The organism is [Clostridium] clostridioforme AGR2157 (genome assembly GCF_000424325.1).
Lineage (GTDB): Bacteria > Bacillota > Clostridia > Lachnospirales > Lachnospiraceae > Enterocloster > Enterocloster clostridioformis_A.
Genome location: NZ_AUJR01000016.1, coordinates 15,696 through 37,601 on the forward strand (window position 1 = coordinate 15,696; position 21,906 = coordinate 37,601).

10 protein-coding genes are annotated in these 21,906 nt (G+C 49.3%); 1 reads left to right on the forward strand and 9 read right to left on the reverse strand.

Features of this window, described 5'->3' with window-relative positions; genetic code table 11:
• Positions 1-184 precede the first annotated feature (184 nt).
• From G614_RS0109170 to G614_RS0109210, 8 genes are all read right to left on the reverse strand, one after another.
• On the reverse strand, positions 185-1,537 hold the full coding sequence (locus tag G614_RS0109170; protein WP_027641733.1) for an MATE family efflux transporter: 1,353 nt from the start codon (positions 1,535-1,537) through the stop codon (positions 185-187).
• A 219-nt stretch (positions 1,538-1,756) separates the two neighbouring features.
• On the reverse strand, positions 1,757-14,485 hold the full coding sequence (locus G614_RS0109175) for a SpaA isopeptide-forming pilin-related protein (RefSeq protein ID WP_027641734.1): 12,729 nt from the start codon (positions 14,483-14,485) through the stop codon (positions 1,757-1,759).
• The gene (locus tag G614_RS29845) at positions 14,485-14,667 is read right to left on the reverse strand and encodes a hypothetical protein (RefSeq protein WP_080664495.1); all 183 of its coding nucleotides are present in this window, start codon (positions 14,665-14,667) and stop codon (positions 14,485-14,487) included. The genes G614_RS0109175 and G614_RS29845 overlap by 1 nt, the downstream gene beginning before the upstream one ends.
• A 750-nt stretch (positions 14,668-15,417) precedes the next feature.
• Positions 15,418-16,806, reverse strand: a complete 1,389-nt coding sequence (gene gltA / locus G614_RS0109190) for an NADPH-dependent glutamate synthase (RefSeq protein WP_027641735.1) — start codon at positions 16,804-16,806, stop codon at positions 15,418-15,420.
• Positions 16,806-17,696 carry a sulfide/dihydroorotate dehydrogenase-like FAD/NAD-binding protein gene (locus G614_RS0109195; protein ID WP_002569852.1) on the reverse strand — a complete coding sequence of 297 codons (891 nt, stop codon included), beginning with the start codon at positions 17,694-17,696 and terminating at the stop codon, positions 16,806-16,808. The genes gltA and G614_RS0109195 overlap by 1 nt, the downstream gene beginning before the upstream one ends.
• Before the next feature lie 74 nt (positions 17,697-17,770).
• Positions 17,771-18,682: an aldose 1-epimerase family protein gene (locus G614_RS0109200; protein ID WP_027641736.1), complete on the reverse strand. Its 912-nt coding sequence runs from the start codon at positions 18,680-18,682 to the stop codon at positions 17,771-17,773.
• Between the two features lie 155 nt (positions 18,683-18,837).
• A complete protein-coding gene (locus G614_RS0109205; protein WP_027641737.1) occupies positions 18,838-19,329 on the reverse strand; it encodes a dihydrofolate reductase in 492 nt (163 codons plus the stop codon).
• A gap of 5 nt (positions 19,330-19,334) precedes the next feature.
• Positions 19,335-19,826 (reverse strand): dihydrofolate reductase, encoded by a 492-nt coding sequence (locus G614_RS0109210; RefSeq protein ID WP_027641738.1) that lies wholly within the window; start codon positions 19,824-19,826, stop codon positions 19,335-19,337.
• A 206-nt stretch (positions 19,827-20,032) separates the two neighbouring features.
• Here G614_RS0109210 and thyA point away from each other — a divergent pair, with 206 nt between their 5' ends.
• A complete protein-coding gene (gene thyA / locus G614_RS0109215; RefSeq protein WP_027641739.1) occupies positions 20,033-20,863 on the forward strand; it encodes a thymidylate synthase in 831 nt (276 codons plus the stop codon).
• A gap of 98 nt (positions 20,864-20,961) precedes the next feature.
• Here the strand turns inward: thyA and G614_RS0109220 are convergent, their stop codons facing one another.
• Positions 20,962-21,906: a ketopantoate reductase family protein gene (locus tag G614_RS0109220; RefSeq protein ID WP_027641740.1), complete on the reverse strand. Its 945-nt coding sequence runs from the start codon at positions 21,904-21,906 to the stop codon at positions 20,962-20,964.

Below are 21,906 nucleotides of genomic sequence, written 5' to 3' on the forward strand. Positions count from 1 at the left end.
TAAATTTATCACATCATACTTGGTTCTATTTTCTCACAAAATCCCAGATTTTACAAGCATATTTTTTTGAATTTTACCCCCCTTAAACTTTGCCTGAATTTTAGATGGATTTTAACTCCGGGCCTTCTTTGCGGTTCGCCCGGTACAGCCAAGCTGCAAAGCTGCAGCATGTCAGCCGCAATACCTATGCCTTCATCCTCTTCATGATATGAAGATAATACACAAAGAAAATGTTTCCTTTTACAATGCTTGAAATAGTCAGGGCCCACCAAATACCGTTCAGGCCCAGGGCCGTTCCCCCCAATATCACGGCAAGCGGAATGCGCGCCGCCGTGAGAATAATGGTTATGACAGATGCCTCCATTGTCTTTCCCATACCGGACAGGGCTCCCACAGTCATCAGTTCCACACACATGAACATTTCTGAAAATCCAATAATCCGAAGATAATCAGCTCCGGCCGGTATGACCTCCGGCTCATGGATGAACAGGCTGAATATGGGCGCTGCCCCAAATATAAGGAGGCATGTGGTAAAGATGCCCCATATAAACATAATGACAGATGCCGTCATGTACCCCTTCTTTACCCGCTTCAGGTTTCCCGCACCATAGTTCTGCCCTACAAATGCATTGATGGCTGTCCCGAAACCATCTGCTGTCATCCACGAAATGGATTCAATCTGCCCTCCTACTCTCTGGACCGCCACCGCCGTATCCCCCCATGCAGTGACGAACCTGGTAAGGACCATGGATATCCCGCAGTAGAGCATACTCTGAATTGCTGCCGGAAATCCAATGCGCACCATGGTTTTAATATTGGATAAAGGTGTAGGAATCCAAATCCGCATCTGAGCTGCCAGCACAGGTTCCTTTCTCATAGAAATCACCAGGACCAGAGACACGATAAACTGGGCTGTCACCGTAGCAACGGCTGCACCGGCTACTCCCATGCCGGGAATAGGCCCCAGGCCAAAGATTAGCAGAGGATCTAACACAATATTGGCTCCCATACCGATGCAGTTGGCCACAAAAGGAGTCCTGCTGTTGCCGGAAGCCGTATACAAGCCCGTCAGTGTCTGTCCAATAAACGCAAAGAGAATAAGGCCGCATGCGATTCTCAGATACACAATTGCATCTTCGACCACCAGAAATGAGTTGAGATGGAAAAAACCTATCAGAGGTCCCGCAAAAAGATTTGTTATGATTCCATACACAGCGGCCAGCACTAGAGCCAGCTGCAGGGCTCCCTTTCCGTACTGTACCGCCTCCCTTCTGTTTCCTTCCCCATAGGCATGGGCAGATTTCACCTGTCCTCCCATCCTGGCCAGGGTGGCAACGCCGGAAGACAGCCAGGTATACATGGCTGCCGCCCCAACCGCTGCCACTGCATCGCTTCCCACCATGCCAATCCAGGCCATATCCGTCAGATTATAAGCAGTCTGTACCAGTGACGTGGCCATGATTGGCAGTGCCAGCTCAGTCAGGGATGCGAGTATATTTCCATTTAGTAAGTCTATATTCTTTTTCACTAATGTCACCTATTGTCATCGTATTTGCATAAAGCTTCTATTACTATACTATTTTTCTGCTTTATATGCAATATGCATGGCAGTCAGGGTTAGCGTTAACTTTTTTACACCCTCAAAAACCAACGCACACATTCTTAACAAAATCTCACCTTCTCTCACCTCCACCCACGAAAAAAATCCGAATAAAAATCCCTGCCATCATCCTCAGAAAATACCAATATGCGGGTATTACATACCGTGCAACAGCGCCTGCACAATCAGATATTGGTCTTTGCCGTAGCAAGTTGAAAGCGTTATAAGTTTCTCATCCCCTCCTGGAATGATTCCCGTTTCATAGAGGGACGCTGCCCTCATCTTCTCAAGATAGGGCAGCCACTCCTCCTCCATAAAGTTAGTGCCGTAGGCCCCGGCGTCGCTCTGATGGCGGAGCTGACAGGAAAAGATGGGACATTCCAGCCACTTTCCCCTGTAAAATATCTGTATGACAGGATTTTCCCGGAAAAAAGCTTCCTCACCATATTTTTTCAAACCGGCAAACATGCTTCCGTCCTTCATGTTATGCCCATACAGCACTGTATTGTCCACAGCCAGGGGAACAGCCGAGGAATCCGCAAAAACACAGCCTGATATATGCTGTTCCTGGTAAAAGTTATGATTCAGATAATATTCATTATCTTCATGCCGCACCACCGGATAATCAATTTCGGTTCCAGGTACAGACAGCCAGAACTGGTATTCCGGATTGATGGAAACCAGGGCCGCTTCATTTAGGTTGGACTCTGCACAGGAAGGTCCATCACTGGAATTTTCCTTCCCACCAGGGTATCCCTCCCCACCAGAATATTCCTCTTCATCAGCATACCGCTCCCCATCAGCATACCGCTCCCCATCAGCATACCGCTCCCCATCAGCATACCGATCCCCATCAGCATATCCTTCCTGCCTCTCATTCACTCCCCATCCATATGCCTCATGCTGTACCGTACCATACATTCGGCGCCCATCAGCATAGTCCATCCCTGTTTTCACCAGAAAATGCAGGCTGAACACAACTCCCATGAAAAACATGAGCATAAGCACCGCCATACCATGCGGTCTGGTCCGCTTTATCATGGTCAGAACCATGGCTGCAATCAATACCACAAAACAAATCCCAACTGCAAACACGGTTATTCCCATGGAAAATAACGGCTGCACGCTGTTTTTGATAACATGCCTCTCATCAATCCCTGAATCTCCAATCTGTCCGCTCTCTTCATCCCATTCGCTGTCATCCAGAAATACGTTCCTGCTGACCTCTCCTCCATAAACCGCAGTGCAGTCCGCAACCATTTTACGTCCAACCGCTGTCAAATTTCGGCACAGTACCCCATCATTTTCATAAATTTCACCATTCCACTGGAATTGGTCAATCCTGTACGCTTCCGAATCCAGGCCTGCCTGGCTTAAAATTTCCGCCTCATGGCCCATCAGGCTCTCCCTAATCTCCTCCTTCTGCGCTTCAATTCTTACCCCGCCGACTTCATAAAAACCTGCATCATAATCCGTCACCGTCAAATCCAGCCGAAACCCGTCCTCCCAATGCTTATCAGAAAAATGATAACTTACAAGGGGCAGCAGGACATTCCGTTCCTTACCTGATATATCGTCCCTGGCTGATACCCAGGCGGTTTGAGGGACAGGCTCTATGTCTTCCATGGAGGGATATACCCTCTTCCCTGAGACAGATACTGTATCCGTTTCCTCTGCCATCACATCAAAAGCCAGATAAATTGTTATGGGTATCAAAATCAGAATAAATACTACCCATTTCCTGCGTTGACTCCATTCCCTCTTTCGTTTCATACATAGACACATAATGAAGCCCGCCATACATAAAACTGCAATTGCTGCCGCCGCTGCCACGGGCAGGTCGTCTCCGGTCCTTACCGTATCCCTGTGACCGGCTCCAAAATGATATGTCCCTTTTCCAAACCGGTTGCCCACTTGATACACAGCTGTAATGCTTCCGATTTTCCTTACCGGCGGCTTTTCCTTCCAATTATATATAATTACGCCGCCCTGTATGGTTGTACCGGCCTGCACCATTGCACCGTCCCGCATTATTTCGCCGCCCTGCGTCATTGCTCCACCCTGTATTCTCCCCTCTGCATCCAGTGTAAACTCATATACCTCATCAGACAGCTCATACCCCTGAGGTGCCTCTGTCTCACGAATAACATACAGGCCGGGTGTTGCTAAATGGTAAGTATATGTACCGTCCGCTCCGGTTAACGCATCGGTTACAGCTCCGGTTACCGCTTCGGATACAGCTTCGGATACACCCTTGCCCGCAGTCTCCGGCCCCTTGCCCCAAACACCGCTTTCTCCCTTTTCGATCCTGAACCTGGCTCCCATAAGAGGCAGACCGCTGTCTCCATCCAGCTTTGTAACAGTAAATTCCAATTCCTTATCCACAACCTCATATGTACCCCTTATAACATCGCTGCCATTGACTGTAAAACTGAATATGCCAGGATTTAATACATATCCGTCCGGCGCCTTTGTTTCCCGGAAGGTATATGTACCATTTTCAGGCCTTCTTATGCGGAATGCTCCTGTACTGTCGCTGACAGAGGTACCGATTACATGGCCCGTCTGGTCATAAAATGTGAATTCTGCCCCCTGGAGTACCTTTCCGGAAACATCTGTTTTCTTAAATGTAATGTACTCCACCTTTGGTCTTGGCCTGTTGCCTCCGCCTCCGCCGGATGAGGATGCTGTCCGGTTCTCAAACCGGAATACCTGAAGCATATTATGCAATACATTCCCATCCTCCTGGTCCATTTCCGGCCCAACTGTCCCTGACCATTCTTTTACCACAATTTCCCTGTCCTCTGTCCTCTCATATCCGGATGGGGCCTGAAGTTCATGGATGATATATGTGCCCGGCTTCAACCCGTAAAACCGCTGTCCGCTTCCTGCCTCGGATGTCCATTCCCGAATCACCTTTCCGTCAGACTTATCAATGAGCTGCAATCTGGCGCCTCCCAGCAGGTTTCCTGTTTCCGCCGACGTCTTTTCCACGTCTACGATGGTTGTATAATTGCGCATGACCAGATGGGGAACTTCGGTCATGCCATCACTGATAGTAAATTCTATGGGAGTTTCATGCAGTTTATATCCCTCCGGCGCCTTCACCTCAACCAGACGGTATTCTCCTGCACTCAGGTTCTTTGTATAATGCCCCTGTCTGCCGGTCAGCCATTCCTCTGCTGTCTCCCAGCCGGATTCTGTCCAGCGCTCGATTCGTAGTACTGCGCCTTCCAGCATTTCTTCTGTATCACCTGACAGCTTGTCCGTGACTACCCGGTTGGAGTCGTTGGTGGGGTTATATTCCCAGACAATGATGTCTGTCAGCTCATTCCTATAATGAAATTGAAACTCATATGGTTCAAGGGTCAGCATGTGCCCCGCGGCTGCCTTTGTCTCACTGCACACATAGGTATAAGGTTTAAAATTCCCATCCCGGTCCATGTATCCGATGGGTTGTGGATCAAACTGCGCCTGCCCCTGCTGGTCCGTGGTTACGGTGCCGCATATGGCGCCGGTTGTCTGGTTCACCAGGGAAAACTCAGCTCCCTGCAATTTATCATCCGGCTGGTCTGAGTCACTTTTTATGATACGGAGAATTCCATCCGGGATTTCATCTGTCATTTCTGTTTTTTGCAGGACCCTGCTGTCCGTAATGGTAAAGGGAATATCTACAGACTGCAGGAATCCGTACGGGGTTGTTATCTCCCTGAGGATATAGTCACCTTCCGGGATATACTCCAGTATATGCGGTTTTAAATCTCCTGGTTGAAAGCCTGGTGGGATAAGCCCCTGGTCTGCATCCTCCTCTGTGTACCTTCCGTCAAATCCCGAAATCCATACCGCCTCAATCTCCTGATATTGTCCATCTTCTGAGGGTTGGTGGAGCATAAGAGGTGTTTCCGATACATTTCCCCTTTCATCCACCGGATAAATGACAAGTTTTGCACCGTTTACCTCCTTACCGCCGGTGATATCCACCTTGGAGACCTCCAGTCCAAGCGGCTTATCCCCCATCTTAAAATATTGTATCTCTTTTAAGTGTCCTGTTTCTTCTATATTAATAAGTATGGGTTCCGCCGTGGCATAGCCCTCAGGATTTTCTGTCTCTGCCAGCACATAATTTCCTACAGGCAGATACTCCAGGCGCACGGTCCCTTGCTCCGTATAATAATACCGTCCCTGATATGTGCCGGGAATCTCCCGGAAGTCATAATCATACTTCATGATCGGATGATTTCCGCCTGCGTCCGGGACCACGCGGCCTGTGGCCGCCACATCCTGACCATCCTTATAAGTAGCGGCCCGGAATGTGAATATCCTTCCTGTTTCATCGTACCTGGGAATTCCATTTTCCAGCACCGGAAATCCCTTTTCATCCAGTATTGGACGGTATAAGGTCAGGTACGCTTCGCTGTCCCCGTAGATTACATCACCATTTCTTGTGTCGTATTTCATAATATCAATGGACGTAAAATCATCCTCCATCTCAAAGCTCTGAACATCCCCTGTTTCCAGTACGTCAATATTCACTGCCTCAGACTGAACATATCCCTGCTCATAGGGACAAATGGTTTCCTCCAGTACATAATATCCAACTGGGATGTGGTCAATCCAGTGGGGTTCTGTTGTCGTTACAGGTTCCCCGTGTTCATCCATTTTCATGTTTCCGCTATCATCGTACTGGTATCCGCTAATCCATGAAGCATAGACCTGGCCTTTTCTGTATATGCCATCCTGTTCCTTATGGGGGCTGCCGTCACTGTCCAGACCGGCCCGGTACAGGGTCATGACCGCTCCCCTTACTTCCTTCTGCGTCCGCACATCCAGCTTCGCAAATGCAGTCTTGGTAAATTCATTCTGCATGAAATATTTCTGTACCTCGTCTGTATCCCTAAGTACAAGCCCCATATACCTGGCCTGGATATATCCCTGGTCATAGGGGACTCCCTGCTCTTCAAGTATATAGGAACCAAAGGGCAGGCGGGCAATCGAATGTCTGGCGCCGGTAGTTTCCGGAGTTCCATAAGAATCCATGCTGCTGTCTGTTGTCCAGGATTCATCCTTTGTCACTACATTTCCGCCTGTATAATAGATGGGCAGTCCATTTTCATCATCCACTGCTGTTTTATTCTCATAGATAGTCTGTCCATTTTCATCTTTCAGTACCTGTATGGATTTGACCAGTATCTTATTTCCCTCATCATCCACCGTGTATGCCAGCATACGGCCATAATCATCATAGACATATGCCATTCCGGTGACGGAATCAGCGAAACACAGCTGGTTTCCTTTTTTATCCAGTACCAGCAGTTCTCCCGTATCCGGGTCTTCCCTGGTATCCACCTGGTTCAAATCATAGAAATACAGATTTACAGGATCATTATCCACAATGACGGTATCCCACACATCCCACGATGCCGGATGTGTTTTCATGGCATTGCCCTGACTGTTTTCCTTACCAACCACACGTATTTCCTTATGGGTACCGGTATTTGTATCCGTAATCCCCGTTACCCTGCCGTCCTTAACAGCAACGCTTACGCCCTTATAGACGTGTTCCCCTGTTTTTTCAATTTCCATGGCTTGGTACAGGGACAATACGGCGCCGGATACAGAAATGTCAAACCGGATTCCCATGCCAGAAAAGGTACCATCCAAACGGTACAGCGGTTTTACGCCGGCCATGGCCTTAAGCTCCTTCTCCGTCCCCTCCACCATATGTTCTGAGTATTCGTCAAATGACTTAGTCACGTATCCATCCCACTGCATGGTTTCCGGATTGTAAGCAATATCCCTCACATCCCCCCGTTCCTCCAGCTTCTCTTTACGGCCGCTTACCTTATAAACCAACCGGTCCCCGGCGTCATTTACCGTGACATCTTTCTCAAAACCTCCGCTTGATTCCACCCTGCCCTGTGCATCGGTCCTCTGAAGGATGTTCTGGTTTCCCACCAGGGAATCCCCGTCCTCCACTTTATGAATTTCCATCCTGGAAGGATAGTCCTCCACCTTTATCCGGCTGGCAGTCTGGGTCCGGACTTTATTGGAACCTCCTTCCACCGGAATGGCATACTGGTATCTCACAGCCGTGTCCTCCTCCCATCCCTCCGTGGTTCCGTCCGCGTTTCTTCTTTCCCTGTAAAACGATACGCTGTCCGCATACACTTCAAATGCCACCGGGCGGCTCTTGACATAACCTTCCGGGGCCTGAATCTCCACCAGCACATAGACGCCTGCCCCCAATGGCTTATAAGTCTCAATATATCCCACCGTTACCTTTTTAACCTGACCGTCTATGACTAATTCCCTGATTGTGGAGTTTGCCCTGAAAATTCCTGTCTCATTTCCCTCCTGGTCTTCCTGCCTAATCAGCTGGCTTTCATCATACTGCGGGATCCCATCCTTATCCAGACGCACAGGCAGGTCGTCCGTGCTCCCATTGTTCTTACCCACTCTCGGATACAGGATCCTTCTTCCGTCTGCATCCGTCACAGGATTTCCCTGCCAGTCCACAGCCTCGCCGTACAGCACATTTCCGGACCCTGTGACCGTGCTCATTCCCTCTTTCTCTACATCCCTCTTAGCCGCATATATCTTAAACAATGCGCCGTCATGGATAATGGAATCGCCTGTCTCGGAATCCAGTTTCTCAATACGAAGTCTGGAATTATAATACTCGTCCTCAAAATCCTCCTGGGCAAATGCCACGAAGTTAAAATCCCGGCCATTTCCGGAGGGAATCAGCGTCTCCACATTTCCCGTGTCCGGGTTGATTCTGTCCACCGCAGGGGGAAGCACGGTCCACGGAACCAGCATGGAGGCAAATTTACCGTCAATGGCAGTCTGCATCCCTTTCATCGCTGCCACCTGGTCCCTGACCTCCAACTGTCCGTCTGCTGTTTCATATCCGTCATAGACCACCCCGTCCAATATCCCTGCGTCCTCGCTCTGGGAGGTATATCCGGCATAATATCCCTTTACGGCATCATTTCTGCCATCCATATATTCTTCTTCATAGGGTGCTTGGGATGTCAGGCTGCGGCCCGGCCGCATATCCTTATCCAGACCGTATTTATATATCTCAAATCTTCCATCCTGTCCATTGGCCTGTATGGTGTGGGTCTCCTCATTAAAACGTATCATATATTTGCGAATCAGGTCTTCCGGCGTATCCGTGCTGTCATACCGGAAATAGGGACTGCCTGTCTGATAGTTGACATCCGTTTCCCCTGTGCCTCCATCCTGGCCGATATCCGGCACAAACGGAAGGGTGACTTCCCTGGGACAGTCTCTGGTAAAATGCCGGTTTGCCAGCTCCCTGTCCACGTCCGCGGGAACCTGTTCCACAATAACGTATGTGCCATACGCAAGCATGATGGAGTTATTGTAATAATCATCCTTCCCATTCCTGGTATTGCATTGCAGTGTGGTCACATCACCATCTGCCCCTCCTCCTGCATCGCTGTCCCAGGCAATGGCCAGCCTGTCATCCAGTCCAGTAAAAATAGACAGATAGCTCCCAGCCGCATCCACGGCCCGAATGAGCGCCTTTTCGTAGGCCGTATCGCTGTTAAGTCCAGGTTCTGCTGCAAGAATTTCCACTTTATAGGCATCTATATCATAGTAATCCACAGCAAACTGCCGTATTATCTCCTGTGGCTTTTTCCCTTTTTCCACCTGCACTGCCGCGTACATGGCGTCAAAGAATTTCGTGTAATCATAGCTTCCATCCTCTTTTGTTTCCAACAGCCGCTGTCCGCTTCCATCCCTGGGAGGAAGAAAGATTTTCTGGACATCTCCTTTGAAATCCGCTGTTCCTATATCTTCTGAAATGATATTGCCTGCGCTGTCCACAAAGATATTTTCCAGATTACTTTTCAGATATGCCTTGAATTTAAACTGATTCAGCAGCTTTGCGCCCTGGGAACTGCTGCCTCTGTTAAACAACCCCAGCATTACGGTCAGCGGGTCGTTGTGGACAGCTCCGTATGTATTTACTCCGTCATAGGATGACTGGGAAATATCTTTTGTGACCTTTACGGACTGCTTTATGACTCTCTGCAATACCTGCAGCGGACTGGAACCAGTCCCGGCTTCCTGTACCGGCTGATTCTGCCCCGGATAATTCAATGCCTGGAATACAACATAGCTTCCTTCATCCAACGGGGGAATCGTAGCAAAGGCGCTTACCCCGGCTCCTGCTATATCTGTCAGATACTGGCTGTAAGGCAATTCCTCCCCTTCCCAATCAATGGATTTCTCTTTTGTCACCACCCGGAATTCCGTATATACCGGCTCTGTCCTGTCATTCCAGTCCACAGAATTCTCCACATGAATCACATAGTTCCCTGTAGCCCAATCATAGACAGCAGAAACCGGCTCAAACCTATCTGTGTCATATGTCTCTGTCCTGTCTTCATACTCATAGACCCGCTCCAGGAGAGGAATGGGATTTCCCTCCCTGTCAAGGACAATATCCCCTTCTTTGTAAGTCTCATACAGCGGCTGATACACGGTTTCGGCCGCAGCTTCTATATCACTTCCAAAAGGAATGACCGTGTTTATTTCCCGTTTTTCCCCTATTGATACAACGGCGCTTTTCAGGCTGTATTCACCCTTTTGATACTCAATCCAGCAGCCAACCTTCCCGGCCGGACCCCCTGACACCTCTGCCGTCTTGCGGACATACAGCTTCCGGTTTACGGAATCATAGACTGCGGGGAAGGCGGCATCGGCCAATGAATAATCATGGCGCAGCAAGGCAAAGAAGCTTCCCTCCTTCTCATATATATCTTCCACAGACCCGCAGTCAAAGAAGTTATGGACCGTGTACCAATCCATGATTTCCTCTGCCGCCTGTGCATTGGTCTGGCCCGAAAGCCGGATTTTTGTCCACTGCGAAGTGGCTGAAACCGGTCTGTATCCAATCTGTCCCAACATGCCGTTAACCTGTTCTGACAGATAATGGGGTTCAATTGCCTGTCCCCATTTACTCATGTCAGCCGGTACAGCCGTACCGCTGGGATATGGGGCTGTCCTGAAACGGTAGGGCAGGGTCTCCCCATAGGGAATCCGCTCTCCCGTGTCACTGTCCGTAGCAGTATCCGTCCGGATAATGGGATTACCGTCAGGCCCAATCTTATACTCCCCTCCTTTTGCCGTCTGATAGACAGGACTGCCCTGCTGATCTACCTTTGGTTTAAGAGAACTTCCCAAAACCACCTTGTATGTCTTTGTCTCTGTTCCGGTCCCTATTTCATAAAATTCCGCTCCCTGGGGATATCCGGTCAGGGTGATATCATATCCATTTTCAGTTTTGTAGCTCTCTACTATAAAATCATTCCAGGAACCGTCTGCATCCATGGAATTATAATCGGACAAACCGCCTGATATGCGGGCCTGCCCGGCCTCATGTATCCTGCTGACTGTATCCTGAGTACGGTTGCTTTCCTTTAAGGAAATGCCGTTGACAGACAATTCATATCCCTCTGACCTGCTAAGCTCCATGACATAATAACTGCCCATAATAAGGGGCCGTCCAATCCACTGGTCTCCATTGGAATACACATAATCGGGATAAACATCTGTGCCGAATCCTTGGTCGGATGAGGTGATGGACGAACCATTATAGAGATTCTCAGGTCCGGTGGCGTTCTCCGGTGAGATTATGTTTCCATCATCATTCAGTCTGGTGCCTGGTTTTTCCGTGTATGCCAGGAAAGAGGCGTTTCCCTGTTTATCCGTGGCAGCTACGGCCGTCAAATCGTTCTGATTATAAACAGTACCTGATTTACCATCCGGGTGAATGATATCCTGAGCCGCAAACAGGCCATAGACAGCGCCCTCCAGTGTGGCATCCCCCTGGGTCAGTCCGTAACTTTTGTCCCCGTCCGCGCGGTACAGCTCTAAATCCCTTTTATTGATGTGCAGCCTTCCCTCTGTCCGATGGTCCCATACCTTAAAGGTGTAGAGGATAGTATCCGGTTCCCCATAGCCCGATACATCCATGGACCCCAGGTCATCGTCCATAAATGACGGCAGGGATACTGTTATGGTGTCGTCGTCATCCTCTTCTCCGGAAAACAGGGATCTGATAAACCGCACTGCACGGTTTCCTTCCCCATCAGGTTCTCCGGTATCTTTCTCAGTGTCTTCCGAAAAATATTCAACCGTGCCGAAGGATGGTGAGATAGGATTTCTGGCATATTCATATTCTTCATAAATATCACCTTGACTGTCATCCTCATCATCCCCATCACTTTGGCCGATACCGCTGTCCTTGTCTGTCCCGCTTTCTGTGTCCTCATCTATGCGTTCCCTTACAATCCCGCTTTTTTGAATTTCCGTATCTTCTGGTTTCTTTTGGGATTGATGTTTAGAATTATCAGTGTGTGCTTCTGATGAAATGCTGGAAAATAGAATGGTTCTTCCATGTCCTGATTTAAATATATTAGGTGGTGTGGACATCGCAGACGATTTGGCCTGAAGTTTCCCGCTTTTCTGTTCTTCCTTGTTTTTGCCCTCGCTGCCTTGGCCTACCGTATATGAAGTTTCTCTTTTCTGATGATTGTCCCCTGATTTTTCTCTTCCTGGACTGTCGTCTTTCCGGCCTCCGCTCCCGGAATCCACATTTCCTGAGTTTTCATTTCCCGAGCCTCTGCTTTCTGAATTCCCATTTTCTGAACCTCCACTATCCGGATTTCCACTCTCTGAGCCTTCACTCCCTGAGTTTCCTGCCCCTGTGCCTTCACTTCCTGAGTTCTCTGCCCCTGAGCCTTCACTCCCTGAGTTCTCTGCCCCTGTGCCTTCACTTCCTGAGTTCTCATCTCCTGCCCCTCCACTTCCTGGTTTCTCAACCCCTTCATTCCCGCCTTCCGGACTTCCATCCGTCAGCTCCCCATTTTTATCCTCCTCACTTTCCTGACTTCCATTGCCAGCCTCACCTTGACCCCCGTTTCCAGGTGCAACGTCATCCTCCCCTTGTGTTCCATCTCCATCCTTCTGTTCTCCCGCACTGCCAGAGGCATTTTCCTGTTCCTGAGAAATACCGCCATCAACTGCTCCGTTCACCGGAGCCTCTGCCTCCTTCTTTTCCTTCTTATCTCCCAATAGGCTGAATATGCTGCGCTGTTCCTCAAGCTCCATCTCCTGACCATCTGGAACCGGATATTTGTAAGACCTTCTTTCCCTTATTGCCACCACGTAAGTGTACACAGGCTCAACCGCCTTCCCCACAAAAGAGCTGGGCCTATATACAGCTGACCGCGCACTTCCTCCCGCCTGGGCGGATGACAGTATAACATTTTCTATCTCCTTGTCATCGTTGTGCAGTCCATGGAGAATGTATCCTGTCCGGGCTGTCTTTTCCTGTAAATGGTAACTGTATTCCAATTCTATGAACCGTTCATATGTCTCATCCCGATCCTCCAGCATGGCTTCCATAGCCGAGGTGTCCTGTTCACGGTTGTCCTCATCATGGTTCGGGGCATGGAAATCGCATGTGGCTGCGCACAATTCCTGTTCTGACCTCCACTGCCCGCGAAGCCGGTCATTTTCCTCATCACAGCTGCAATCCTCATCCTCCTCATGGTCGCACTCAATCCATTCCGGGGCAGGATGGCCCATGCAGTATGTTTTGCTGTAATTATAATATCTGGTATCGCTATGCCTTGCATATCCGTCTGTATCCGTGGTCAGGATATCACAGATATAATCAGTTTCCGGTTCCGGCGACATGCAGTTTAAATAGACCTGTCCGCTGGTCCCATCCGGTTCACCTTCCTCATACCCCTGTTCATTTACCTGGGAAAAATCAAAATCCTCCCACACGTTGAATACAGTTCCCTCTAGCGGCTGATTAGTCTCAGCACAATATTTCTCCAAATCAATGTTATAGTTGCTCTCAAATGTTTCAGAATGGCGGTATAATTCCAAATCACCGCTGCCTGACAGAACCGCATCTGTTCCAACCGAAAAGGAGACAGATGCCATGGGCCGGTTAAAATCCAGCCACCCCAACTGCTTTTGAAGGTTTTCAGATGCGGCCGGGGTAAATATATAAGCGTAAAAACGGTTTTCGATTCCCTGAATTTTTGCAGACACAATTGTTCCCTGGGGTTCCTGGTTTCCATTGTACTGAAATGTCACACTTCTGCCATCCGGTGCCAGTTTATATGACCACTGATTATCCGGAAAGGACCAGGAAGTGCTCTGAAGCTGCGGACAGCTGCTGATATCCAATGTAAGCTCATAATGTCCTTCTTTCAAGACCATTTTTTGGACAGAACCAGCCCACGCAGGCAGGGAAGAGCTGCCCGTCCCGTTATACTCGGCTTCCCCCTCCAGAATGTGGGCCTTCATTTCCTCAAAATAGACCATGACCATGGGATCCCCATTCATTACTGCCTGGAATTTTTCCATGGCCTGCTTCTGCAATGCCCAGTTATGTTCATATCCATTCATGCATCCCCAGTAATAGACCTGGACTACCCCGTAGCGCGCCGGAACATAGTAATTGTCCGAAACCAGCCACTCATAGGCAAGCACCATGGGCAGATAACGCTCAAATGGACCAATGACAGGAACCGGCTTTCCCGGCTCCACATAATATTGCTCGTATTTCGCCGGACTTCCGTCCGGCAGTTTGTGTCCTTCCTGTATGCATAATGCCGGCAGGGCGCCTGCCCCTTCCCCCACCTGGTAGATGTTCATATCCCGGTGTGTCCTTCCAAATGCATTCAGATTTTTCCCCCGGAACACCTGGCGGTATGGGTTCAAATTAATCAAATCCCCGGCTCCGCTGGTGGTCCGTATTGCTGTACATACCAATACTGTTACAAGAAACAATGCCATTACGCGTTTCAGTGTCTTCATTATCCTCATTATTCCTCCTCGGTAAAAAACTTTGCACTACATGCCTTTACACCTGCTCCTGTCTTAGTCCATCTCCTTGGAATCACCCCATCCATTATCCAGGCTCCTTCTTCACTAACCTGCTGTCCATCCGGCGCCGCGGTATCTGAAATCATATATCCGTCCGGGCCAAAATAATAATGTTCCGCCATACTGTCCTGATTGCCGTCCAGCCACTGCCAGCAATTTTCAGGATAACTTCCATTGCCGGATTATCTGGCATTTTCACGGGATACAGCACAAAACTTTTTTCCTGTCCCAAATTAACATTTCATCCCCCTTTTTAATCATCCCGTCTGCAATCCATACCAATATCTCAATAGCAGCAAACTGCTCCGGACAATAAATAAATCCGGCTCCATTCCCCATATTTCGTCAGCAAATAAACGCCATTAAAATAAATTTTCTAGGCGCACAAAATAATATGATTCAATTTTAAGGTACAAACAATCCCTCTGATTTTTCAAGAATATTGATTTACGAACGTGACTGACTGCTGATAAACAGTACTAATCTCAAGAAACTTACAGATATTATCCAAACACACCGCTGCATCCTGAATAACGCAATATAGCACACATCACCACCTTTTTTCAATCATTCCTACGTGAAAAACGGCTGAACCAGCCAAACGACCATGAAACTGCAAATAAGAATCCAGCACAGAGACTTCCGTGCGATTTTATATAGAATACCATATATACCCTTAAAGCGTCAATACCCAACTCATTTTTCTTTCTCTCCTGTTTACGGAAGTTAACTTTTCAATTCCCCCCGCAAAACTCCCCGCCCGCTGCCGCAAAAATCCCCACCCACCGCTTCAAAAAAGCCGGCATCAAGGGTCGTTCTGTCCACTACAGACAGTCCCCGGATACCGGCTCTCTACATCTCAGATTACATATTTATTTATTCCCATTAAGGTACTCATCGATTCCTCTTGCACCTGCACGGCCTGCCTCCATGGCAAGGATTACGGTTGCAGCGCCTGTTACGGCATCGCCGCCTGCGTATACGCCTTCCTTGGTGGTCTTTCCGTTGCTCTCGTCAGCAATGATGCATTTCCACTTGTTGGTCTCCAGGCCTTCTGTGGTGGAAGAAATGAGTGGGTTTGGTGAGGTTCCAAGGGACATGATGACAGCGTCCACGTCGATGGTGTAATCAGAGCCGGCAACCTCTACCGGTCTGCGGCGGCCTGATGCATCCGGCTCGCCTAATTCCATCTTGCGCACTACCATTCCCTTAACCCAGCCGTTGTCGTCGGTCAGAATCTCTACCGGATTGGTCAGCAGGTCGAAGATGATTCCCTCTTCCTTGGCATGATGTACTTCCTCCGCACGGGCAGGCAGCTCGGCTTCGCTTCTTCTGTACACTACATGCACCTCTGCCCCCAGACGGAGAGCTGTCCTGGCAGCATCCATGGCAACGTTTCCGCCGCCTACAACCGCTACCTTCTTGCCCAGGTAGATTGGCGTATCGTAATCATCACGGAAGGCCTTCATCAGGTTGCTTCTGGTCAGATACTCGTTGGCGGAAAATACGCCGTTGGCGTTCTCGCCTGGAATTCCCATGAACTTGGGAAGTCCTGCACCGGAACCGATGAATACGGCCTTAAAGCCTTCCTCATCCATAAGCTCGTCTATGGTCACGGATTTTCCGATGATAACATTGGTCTCAATCTTAACGCCCAGTTTCCTTACGTTGTTGATTTCAGGCTGTACCACGCCGGACTTGGGAAGACGGAATTCAGGAATTCCATATGTAAGCACGCCGCCTGGCTCATGAAGGGCTTCGAAAATGGTAACTTCGTATCCCATCTTTGCAAGGTCGCCTGCGCAGGTAAGTCCTGCAGGGCCGGAACCGATTACAGCCACCTTGATGCCGTTAGTCTTCTCTGGCTTAGCTGGTACGAATCCATTTTCCCTTGACCAGTCTGCCACGAAACGCTCCAGCTTTCCGATGGAGATAGGCTCGCCTTTGATGCCGCGGATACATTTACCTTCGCACTGGCTCTCCTGTGGGCATACACGTCCGCATACTGCAGGCAGGGCGCTGGATTCTGCTATGGTATTTGCTGCATCCTCAAATTTTCCTTCTTTTACTTCTGCAATGAACTTTGGTATGTTGATGGCAACCGGGCATCCCTGAATACATTTGGCATTCTTACAGTTAATGCAGCGGGAAGCTTCTTCCTGAGCCTCTTCCTGGTTATATCCCAGACATACTTCCTTGAAATTCGTTGCCCTTTCCTTTGGGTCCTGTTCCCTTACGGGTATTTTCTTTAATACGTCCATTATTCCTCACCTCCGCAGTTTCCGCATCCCCCGTGATGGGTAGCTCCCTCACGCAGTCTTAAGATGGCCCTGCCCTCTTCTGTCTTGTACATCTGCTGGCGCTTCATGGCCTGGTCGAAATCTACCAGATGGCCGTCAAACTCAGGTCCGTCCACACATGCGAACTTCACTTCCCCGCCAACGCTTACACGGCAGGCACCGCACATTCCTGTGCCGTCCACCATGATTGGGTTCATGCTGACAATGGTTGGGATTCCCAGCTCCTTAGTGAGCTTGCAGACAAATTTCATCATAATCATAGGTCCGATGGCAACGCAGACATCGTACTTCTTGCCCTGGTTCTCCACCAAATCCTTAACAACGTCGGTTACCATGCCCTTGCGCACATAGGAACCGTCATCTGTGGTAATATAGAGGTTTCCTGCAACTGATCTCATTTCCTCTTCCAGAATCAGCATGTCCTTGGTCTTGGCGCCTTCAACCACATCCACGTCAATGCCGCGCTCTTTCAGCCATTTTACCTGTGGGTAAACAGGCGCGCTGCCCACGCCGCCGGCTACAAAGAGATAACGTCTCTTCTTCACTTCCTCCAGGTCATCCTTCACGAATTCGGAAGGCTGTCCCAGCGGACCTACGAAATCTGCAAAGCTGTCCCCGGCCTTCAGTCCGGCCATGCGCTCTGTGGATGCTCCCACAATCTGGAACACTATGGTTACCAGGCCCTTCTCACGGTCGTAGTCACAGATGGTTAACGGGATTCTCTCTCCTACTTCATCCATCTTGACAATTACAAATTCGCCTGGTTGACAGGCCCTGGCTATACGCGGTGCTTCCACGTCCATCAGATATATCTTATCTGCCAGGCATTCTGATTTTACAATCTTATACATGGTTCTCCTCCTAGTAATATATACTCCCGTCCTCAGCTGATTTTCCGCCTCGCATCCGGACATGACATTCATTGTTATTCCACCCGGATCTGGTAGCTCTTCTGCCAGTTTTCCCATCCGGGCAACGATATGATTCCCCTTCTGTCCTTCAATTCCCCCTTATATCCATCTGATGCGCAGATACCGTACCATGGTTCCAGACATACAAAGGGATGGGTGGCCTCCATTGTCCATATTCCCAAATATGGGAAATCGCTGCATTCCAACGTCACATAGGGGCTTCCATCCACAATCAGGCTTACGCTGCTGACCTGTGCTTCATCAAACATATATGTAAGAGCTGTATCGAAAAATCCTTTTGTCAGGGGCACCCGGCCCTCTGACAGCTTTAAATCTCCCTGAAGTTCTTCCTTCTCATAGCCATTTGCATTAGGCGCAAGATAATGGAGACAATCCGTAAACTGTCCCTCCCTGCACCCTCTCCGGTTAAATTCAAAGGTGAAATCGTATATGTTCTTCCCTTCCGGCACCTGAAAAGCAGGATGTCCGCCCATCATGAACAGCATCTCTCCTGAATCCGTATTGGTGACCTTCCACATGACCTCGATGGTCCTGTCTTCCAGCCTGTGTCCAATCTCCACCTCGAAATGGAACGGATACTTCTCATATGTCTCCGGCGTGTCCTTCAAACGGAACCAGCATTCGTCCATATCGCAGAGAAGGGGTTCAAAATCCATATCCCTCGCAAAGCCGTGGGGCGTCATGCTGTATTCTTTCCCATCATGGACATACGTTCCCTCATAACATTTTCCCACAAACGGAAAAAGCACAGGGGCATGTCTGTCCCACACAGACGGTTCAGCGCGCCAAAGCACTTCGCGGTCTGCCTTCTTGTCATAAATCCTGGTAAGTTCCGCACCGTGGCAGGCAACAGTAACTAGAAGCTCATCATTTTCAAGTGTAAATAATGTTCCATCCTGTTTCACTATATATTCCCCCGTTCTCCTGTTTTTTTAGAAGCTTGTGAGAATTTACCCTCGCACAAGCTTTATATTAACATTTTCTGCTTCATGTTACAACCGGTTTTTAAATTTTCCCAAAAATTATTTTCTTTTTTTCAGCGTGTTGAACATTTTTTTTATTACCTCTTCCTCTGGAACCTCCGGAATGTATAACAGAGGTCAAAATAGGTCTGTTCATCTCCCTCTTCCGCCAGATACCAGTCCTCTTCCTCTTCCAAATCAGGAAAATATGCATCCCCGTCATAGGAATAATCGATACTGGTCACATGGGCTGTTGTACAATAGGGAAGGAACTGCCGGTAAATGCTCTCCCCTCCTATGAAATAAATATCACTTTCATTATAATCCTCCAGCGCCTTAAGCGTCTCCTCCAGGCTGTGGCAGACCACTGCGCCCTTTACCTTATACTGCATATCATGGGTCAGGACAATATTTACCCGGTTTCCAAAGGGCTGCCCTCCCGGCAGTCCCTCCAGGGTCCTGCGACCCATGACCACCACCTTGCCGGCCGTCTCCTTAAGGAACATCTGCCGGTCCGCAGGAATGGTCACCAGAGGCCTTCCGTCCTTACCAATGGCCCAATGCCTGTCCGCTGTCACGCAAAGATTCAATGTCGTCACCTTACCCTTCTGTATATTCTGAATTCAAAGGCAATGCCCTCATACTCCTTTACATCGCTGACCGACTCCAGATTCCAGTTTTCATCCTGATCCAGATTTTCAAAATCCGTGTCCACATCAAAGGTGCGGTGGATATAGGTCACATATGCCTTACTGCAATATGGAAGAAATTCCCTGTATATCATGCCTCCGCCGACGATGAACACATCATCCTCATTACAGTCCTTTAATGCCTCCAGCACATCCTCCACCCTATGGTACACCTGGACGCCCTCAGGGGCATACTCCTCATTTCTTGACAAAACCATGTTCACACGGTTCTTGAGGGGCTTTCCCCCCGGAAAACTCTCCAGCGTCCTGCGTCCCATGACCACGGTCCTGCCCCTGGTGGTCTCCCTGAAATACTTCATATCTTCCGGAAGATGCGCAAGGAGCCCGCCGTCCTTGCCAATTCCCCATTTCTCATCCACTGCTACAATCAGATTCATGTGTGAGTACCTCCCATTTTTTTCTAATATCTGTTCATCCCTGCCGCCTGCTTATACGCAAACAGACACAGGGCGTATTATATCATGAAACCCTTTGAAAGAAAAGGTGATAGACAGCCGTAACCCAAACTTACACCATAAACATCTTCCTAAACAGCCACTCCTCTGTTATAATGATTCCATATTAAAAATGGAGGACAATAAACATGAGCTACGCAGACCAGATATTCATACAGAACTGCAACGATATATTAGAACACGGCGTCTGGGATACAGACTATGACGTGCGTCCCGTATGGGAGGACGGCACCCCGGCCCACACCATCAAGCGCTTCGGCATCGTGAACCGCTACGACCTTACCAGGGAATTTCCCGTCATCACACTGAGACGCACTGCCTTTAAGTCGGCGGTGGACGAGCTTCTGTGGATATGGCAGAAAAAGTCCAACAACATCCACGACCTGAACAGCCACATCTGGGATTCATGGGCAGATGAGGACGGCAGCATAGGCAAGGCCTACGGCTACCAGCTGGGTGTAAAGCACCATTATAAGGAAGGGGATTTTGATCAGGTAGACCGCATCCTGTATGACCTGAAGCACAATCCCTTAAGCCGCCGAATCATGTCCAACATCTATAACCACCATGATTTATGCGAGATGAACCTCTATCCCTGCGCCTACAGCATGACCTTCAATGTCTCCGGAAATACCCTGAACGGCATCTTAAACCAGCGCTCCCAGGACATGCTGACAGCCAACAGCTGGAATGTATGCCAGTACGCGGTCCTGCTCCACATGCTGGCACAGGTAAGCGGCCTGAAACCCGGCGAACTGGTCCATGTCATTGCAGACGCCCATATCTATGACCGGCATATACCGATGGTAAAGGAGCTGCTGAAACGGGAGCCTTACCCAGGTCCAACCCTGGCCATGGATACTTCCATCCAGGATTTCTATCAGTTCACCACTGACAGCTTCCGGCTGGAAAATTATCAGTATCACACCTTTAGTGAGAAGATTCCTGTGGCTATATAAGCAATAACATAAGACGGATGGCCATTCCCACGGTCCATCCGTCCTTCCTTATTTATTTCCATCTGCCTCTCCCCAACGCAGCTGACACCGCATTTCTCTTAAAACAGCCCCTCATTCTTCTGCTCCAGCACCTTGATTCCATGGTAGAACATTTCATTATAAGGCGTAGGCACTCCCAGCTCACGGCCCATGCGGATGATGGTGCCTCCCAACATCTCCACCTCCGTCCTGCGGCCTGCCTCAATGTCCTGGAGGGTGGACGGCTTATTTTTAGGAGGCACATCCTTAAGCACGCTGGCCTGTTTTTCCATATCCTTTTCCGAAAGGCCGATTCCTTTCTTTCGGGCAATGGCTATAACCTCCCGCATCAGTTCCTCACGGATGAAATTGGCATCGCCGCTTACACTCCAGGCCCCGAAGGGAATGCCCAGGACAGCGGCGCTCTGGTTCTCACTGACATTGCACATGTATTTATACCAGATGGCCCGCTCCATGTCCTCCGGAACAACGGTACGTATGCCCGCCCGCTCAAACAGCTCCTTCACGGCCTGTACCCTGGGGGACACTGTCTCATTATGCTTTTCCCCCATTTCAATCCGAGCAGCCTTTGGATTAAAGGAGGCGCACCCGTCCTTCATGACCACGCTTACCTTTGCCAGGGAATACAGCAGATTACCCCAGCCAAATACCTCTGCCACCTTATCCTCTGCCTCCACCCCGTTTAGCGGAGCCATAATAAGGGTATCCGGGCCAATCTGGTTTCTCATGTCCTCCAGAGCCTGGGGCAGGTCCGGAAATTTGGTTATGATAACAGATAAATCCGGATAATTCTGACCGCAGGTTTCCTCCGGAGATACGATATTGAAATAGTGGCGGACCCCATTGACCATGACTCCTTCCTGTTCCAGGCGCTCACGGCGGCTGCCTCCTGCAATCACACGCAAATCATCTCCCAGCAGAGGACCCAGATGGCTGGCCAGGAAACAGCCGATGGCTCCCAGTCCAATAAGGGATACAGTCCTTATTTCTCTTTTCTGATTCAT

What these genes read in the sequence shown, in the direction of transcription:
- G614_RS29845 (WP_080664495.1), bottom strand. Translation starts at nt 14,667, where the DNA reads ATGGCGGAACATTATTATTTTGGCCCGGACGGATATATGATTTCAGAT.
- G614_RS0109175 (WP_027641734.1), bottom strand. Translation starts at nt 14,485, where the DNA reads ATGAGGATAATGAAGACACTGAAACGCGTAATGGCATTGTTTCTTGTA.
- G614_RS0109195 (WP_002569852.1), bottom strand. Translation starts at nt 17,696, where the DNA reads ATGTATAAGATTGTAAAATCAGAATGCCTGGCAGATAAGATATATCTG.
- thyA (WP_027641739.1), top strand. Translation starts at nt 20,033, where the DNA reads ATGAGCTACGCAGACCAGATATTCATACAGAACTGCAACGATATATTA.
- G614_RS0109220 (WP_027641740.1), bottom strand. Translation starts at nt 21,906, where the DNA reads ATGAATCAGAAAAGAGAAATAAGGACTGTATCCCTTATTGGACTGGGA.
- gltA (WP_027641735.1), bottom strand. Translation starts at nt 16,806, where the DNA reads ATGGACGTATTAAAGAAAATACCCGTAAGGGAACAGGACCCAAAGGAA.
- G614_RS0109210 (WP_027641738.1), bottom strand. Translation starts at nt 19,826, where the DNA reads ATGAATCTGATTGTAGCAGTGGATGAGAAATGGGGAATTGGCAAGGAC.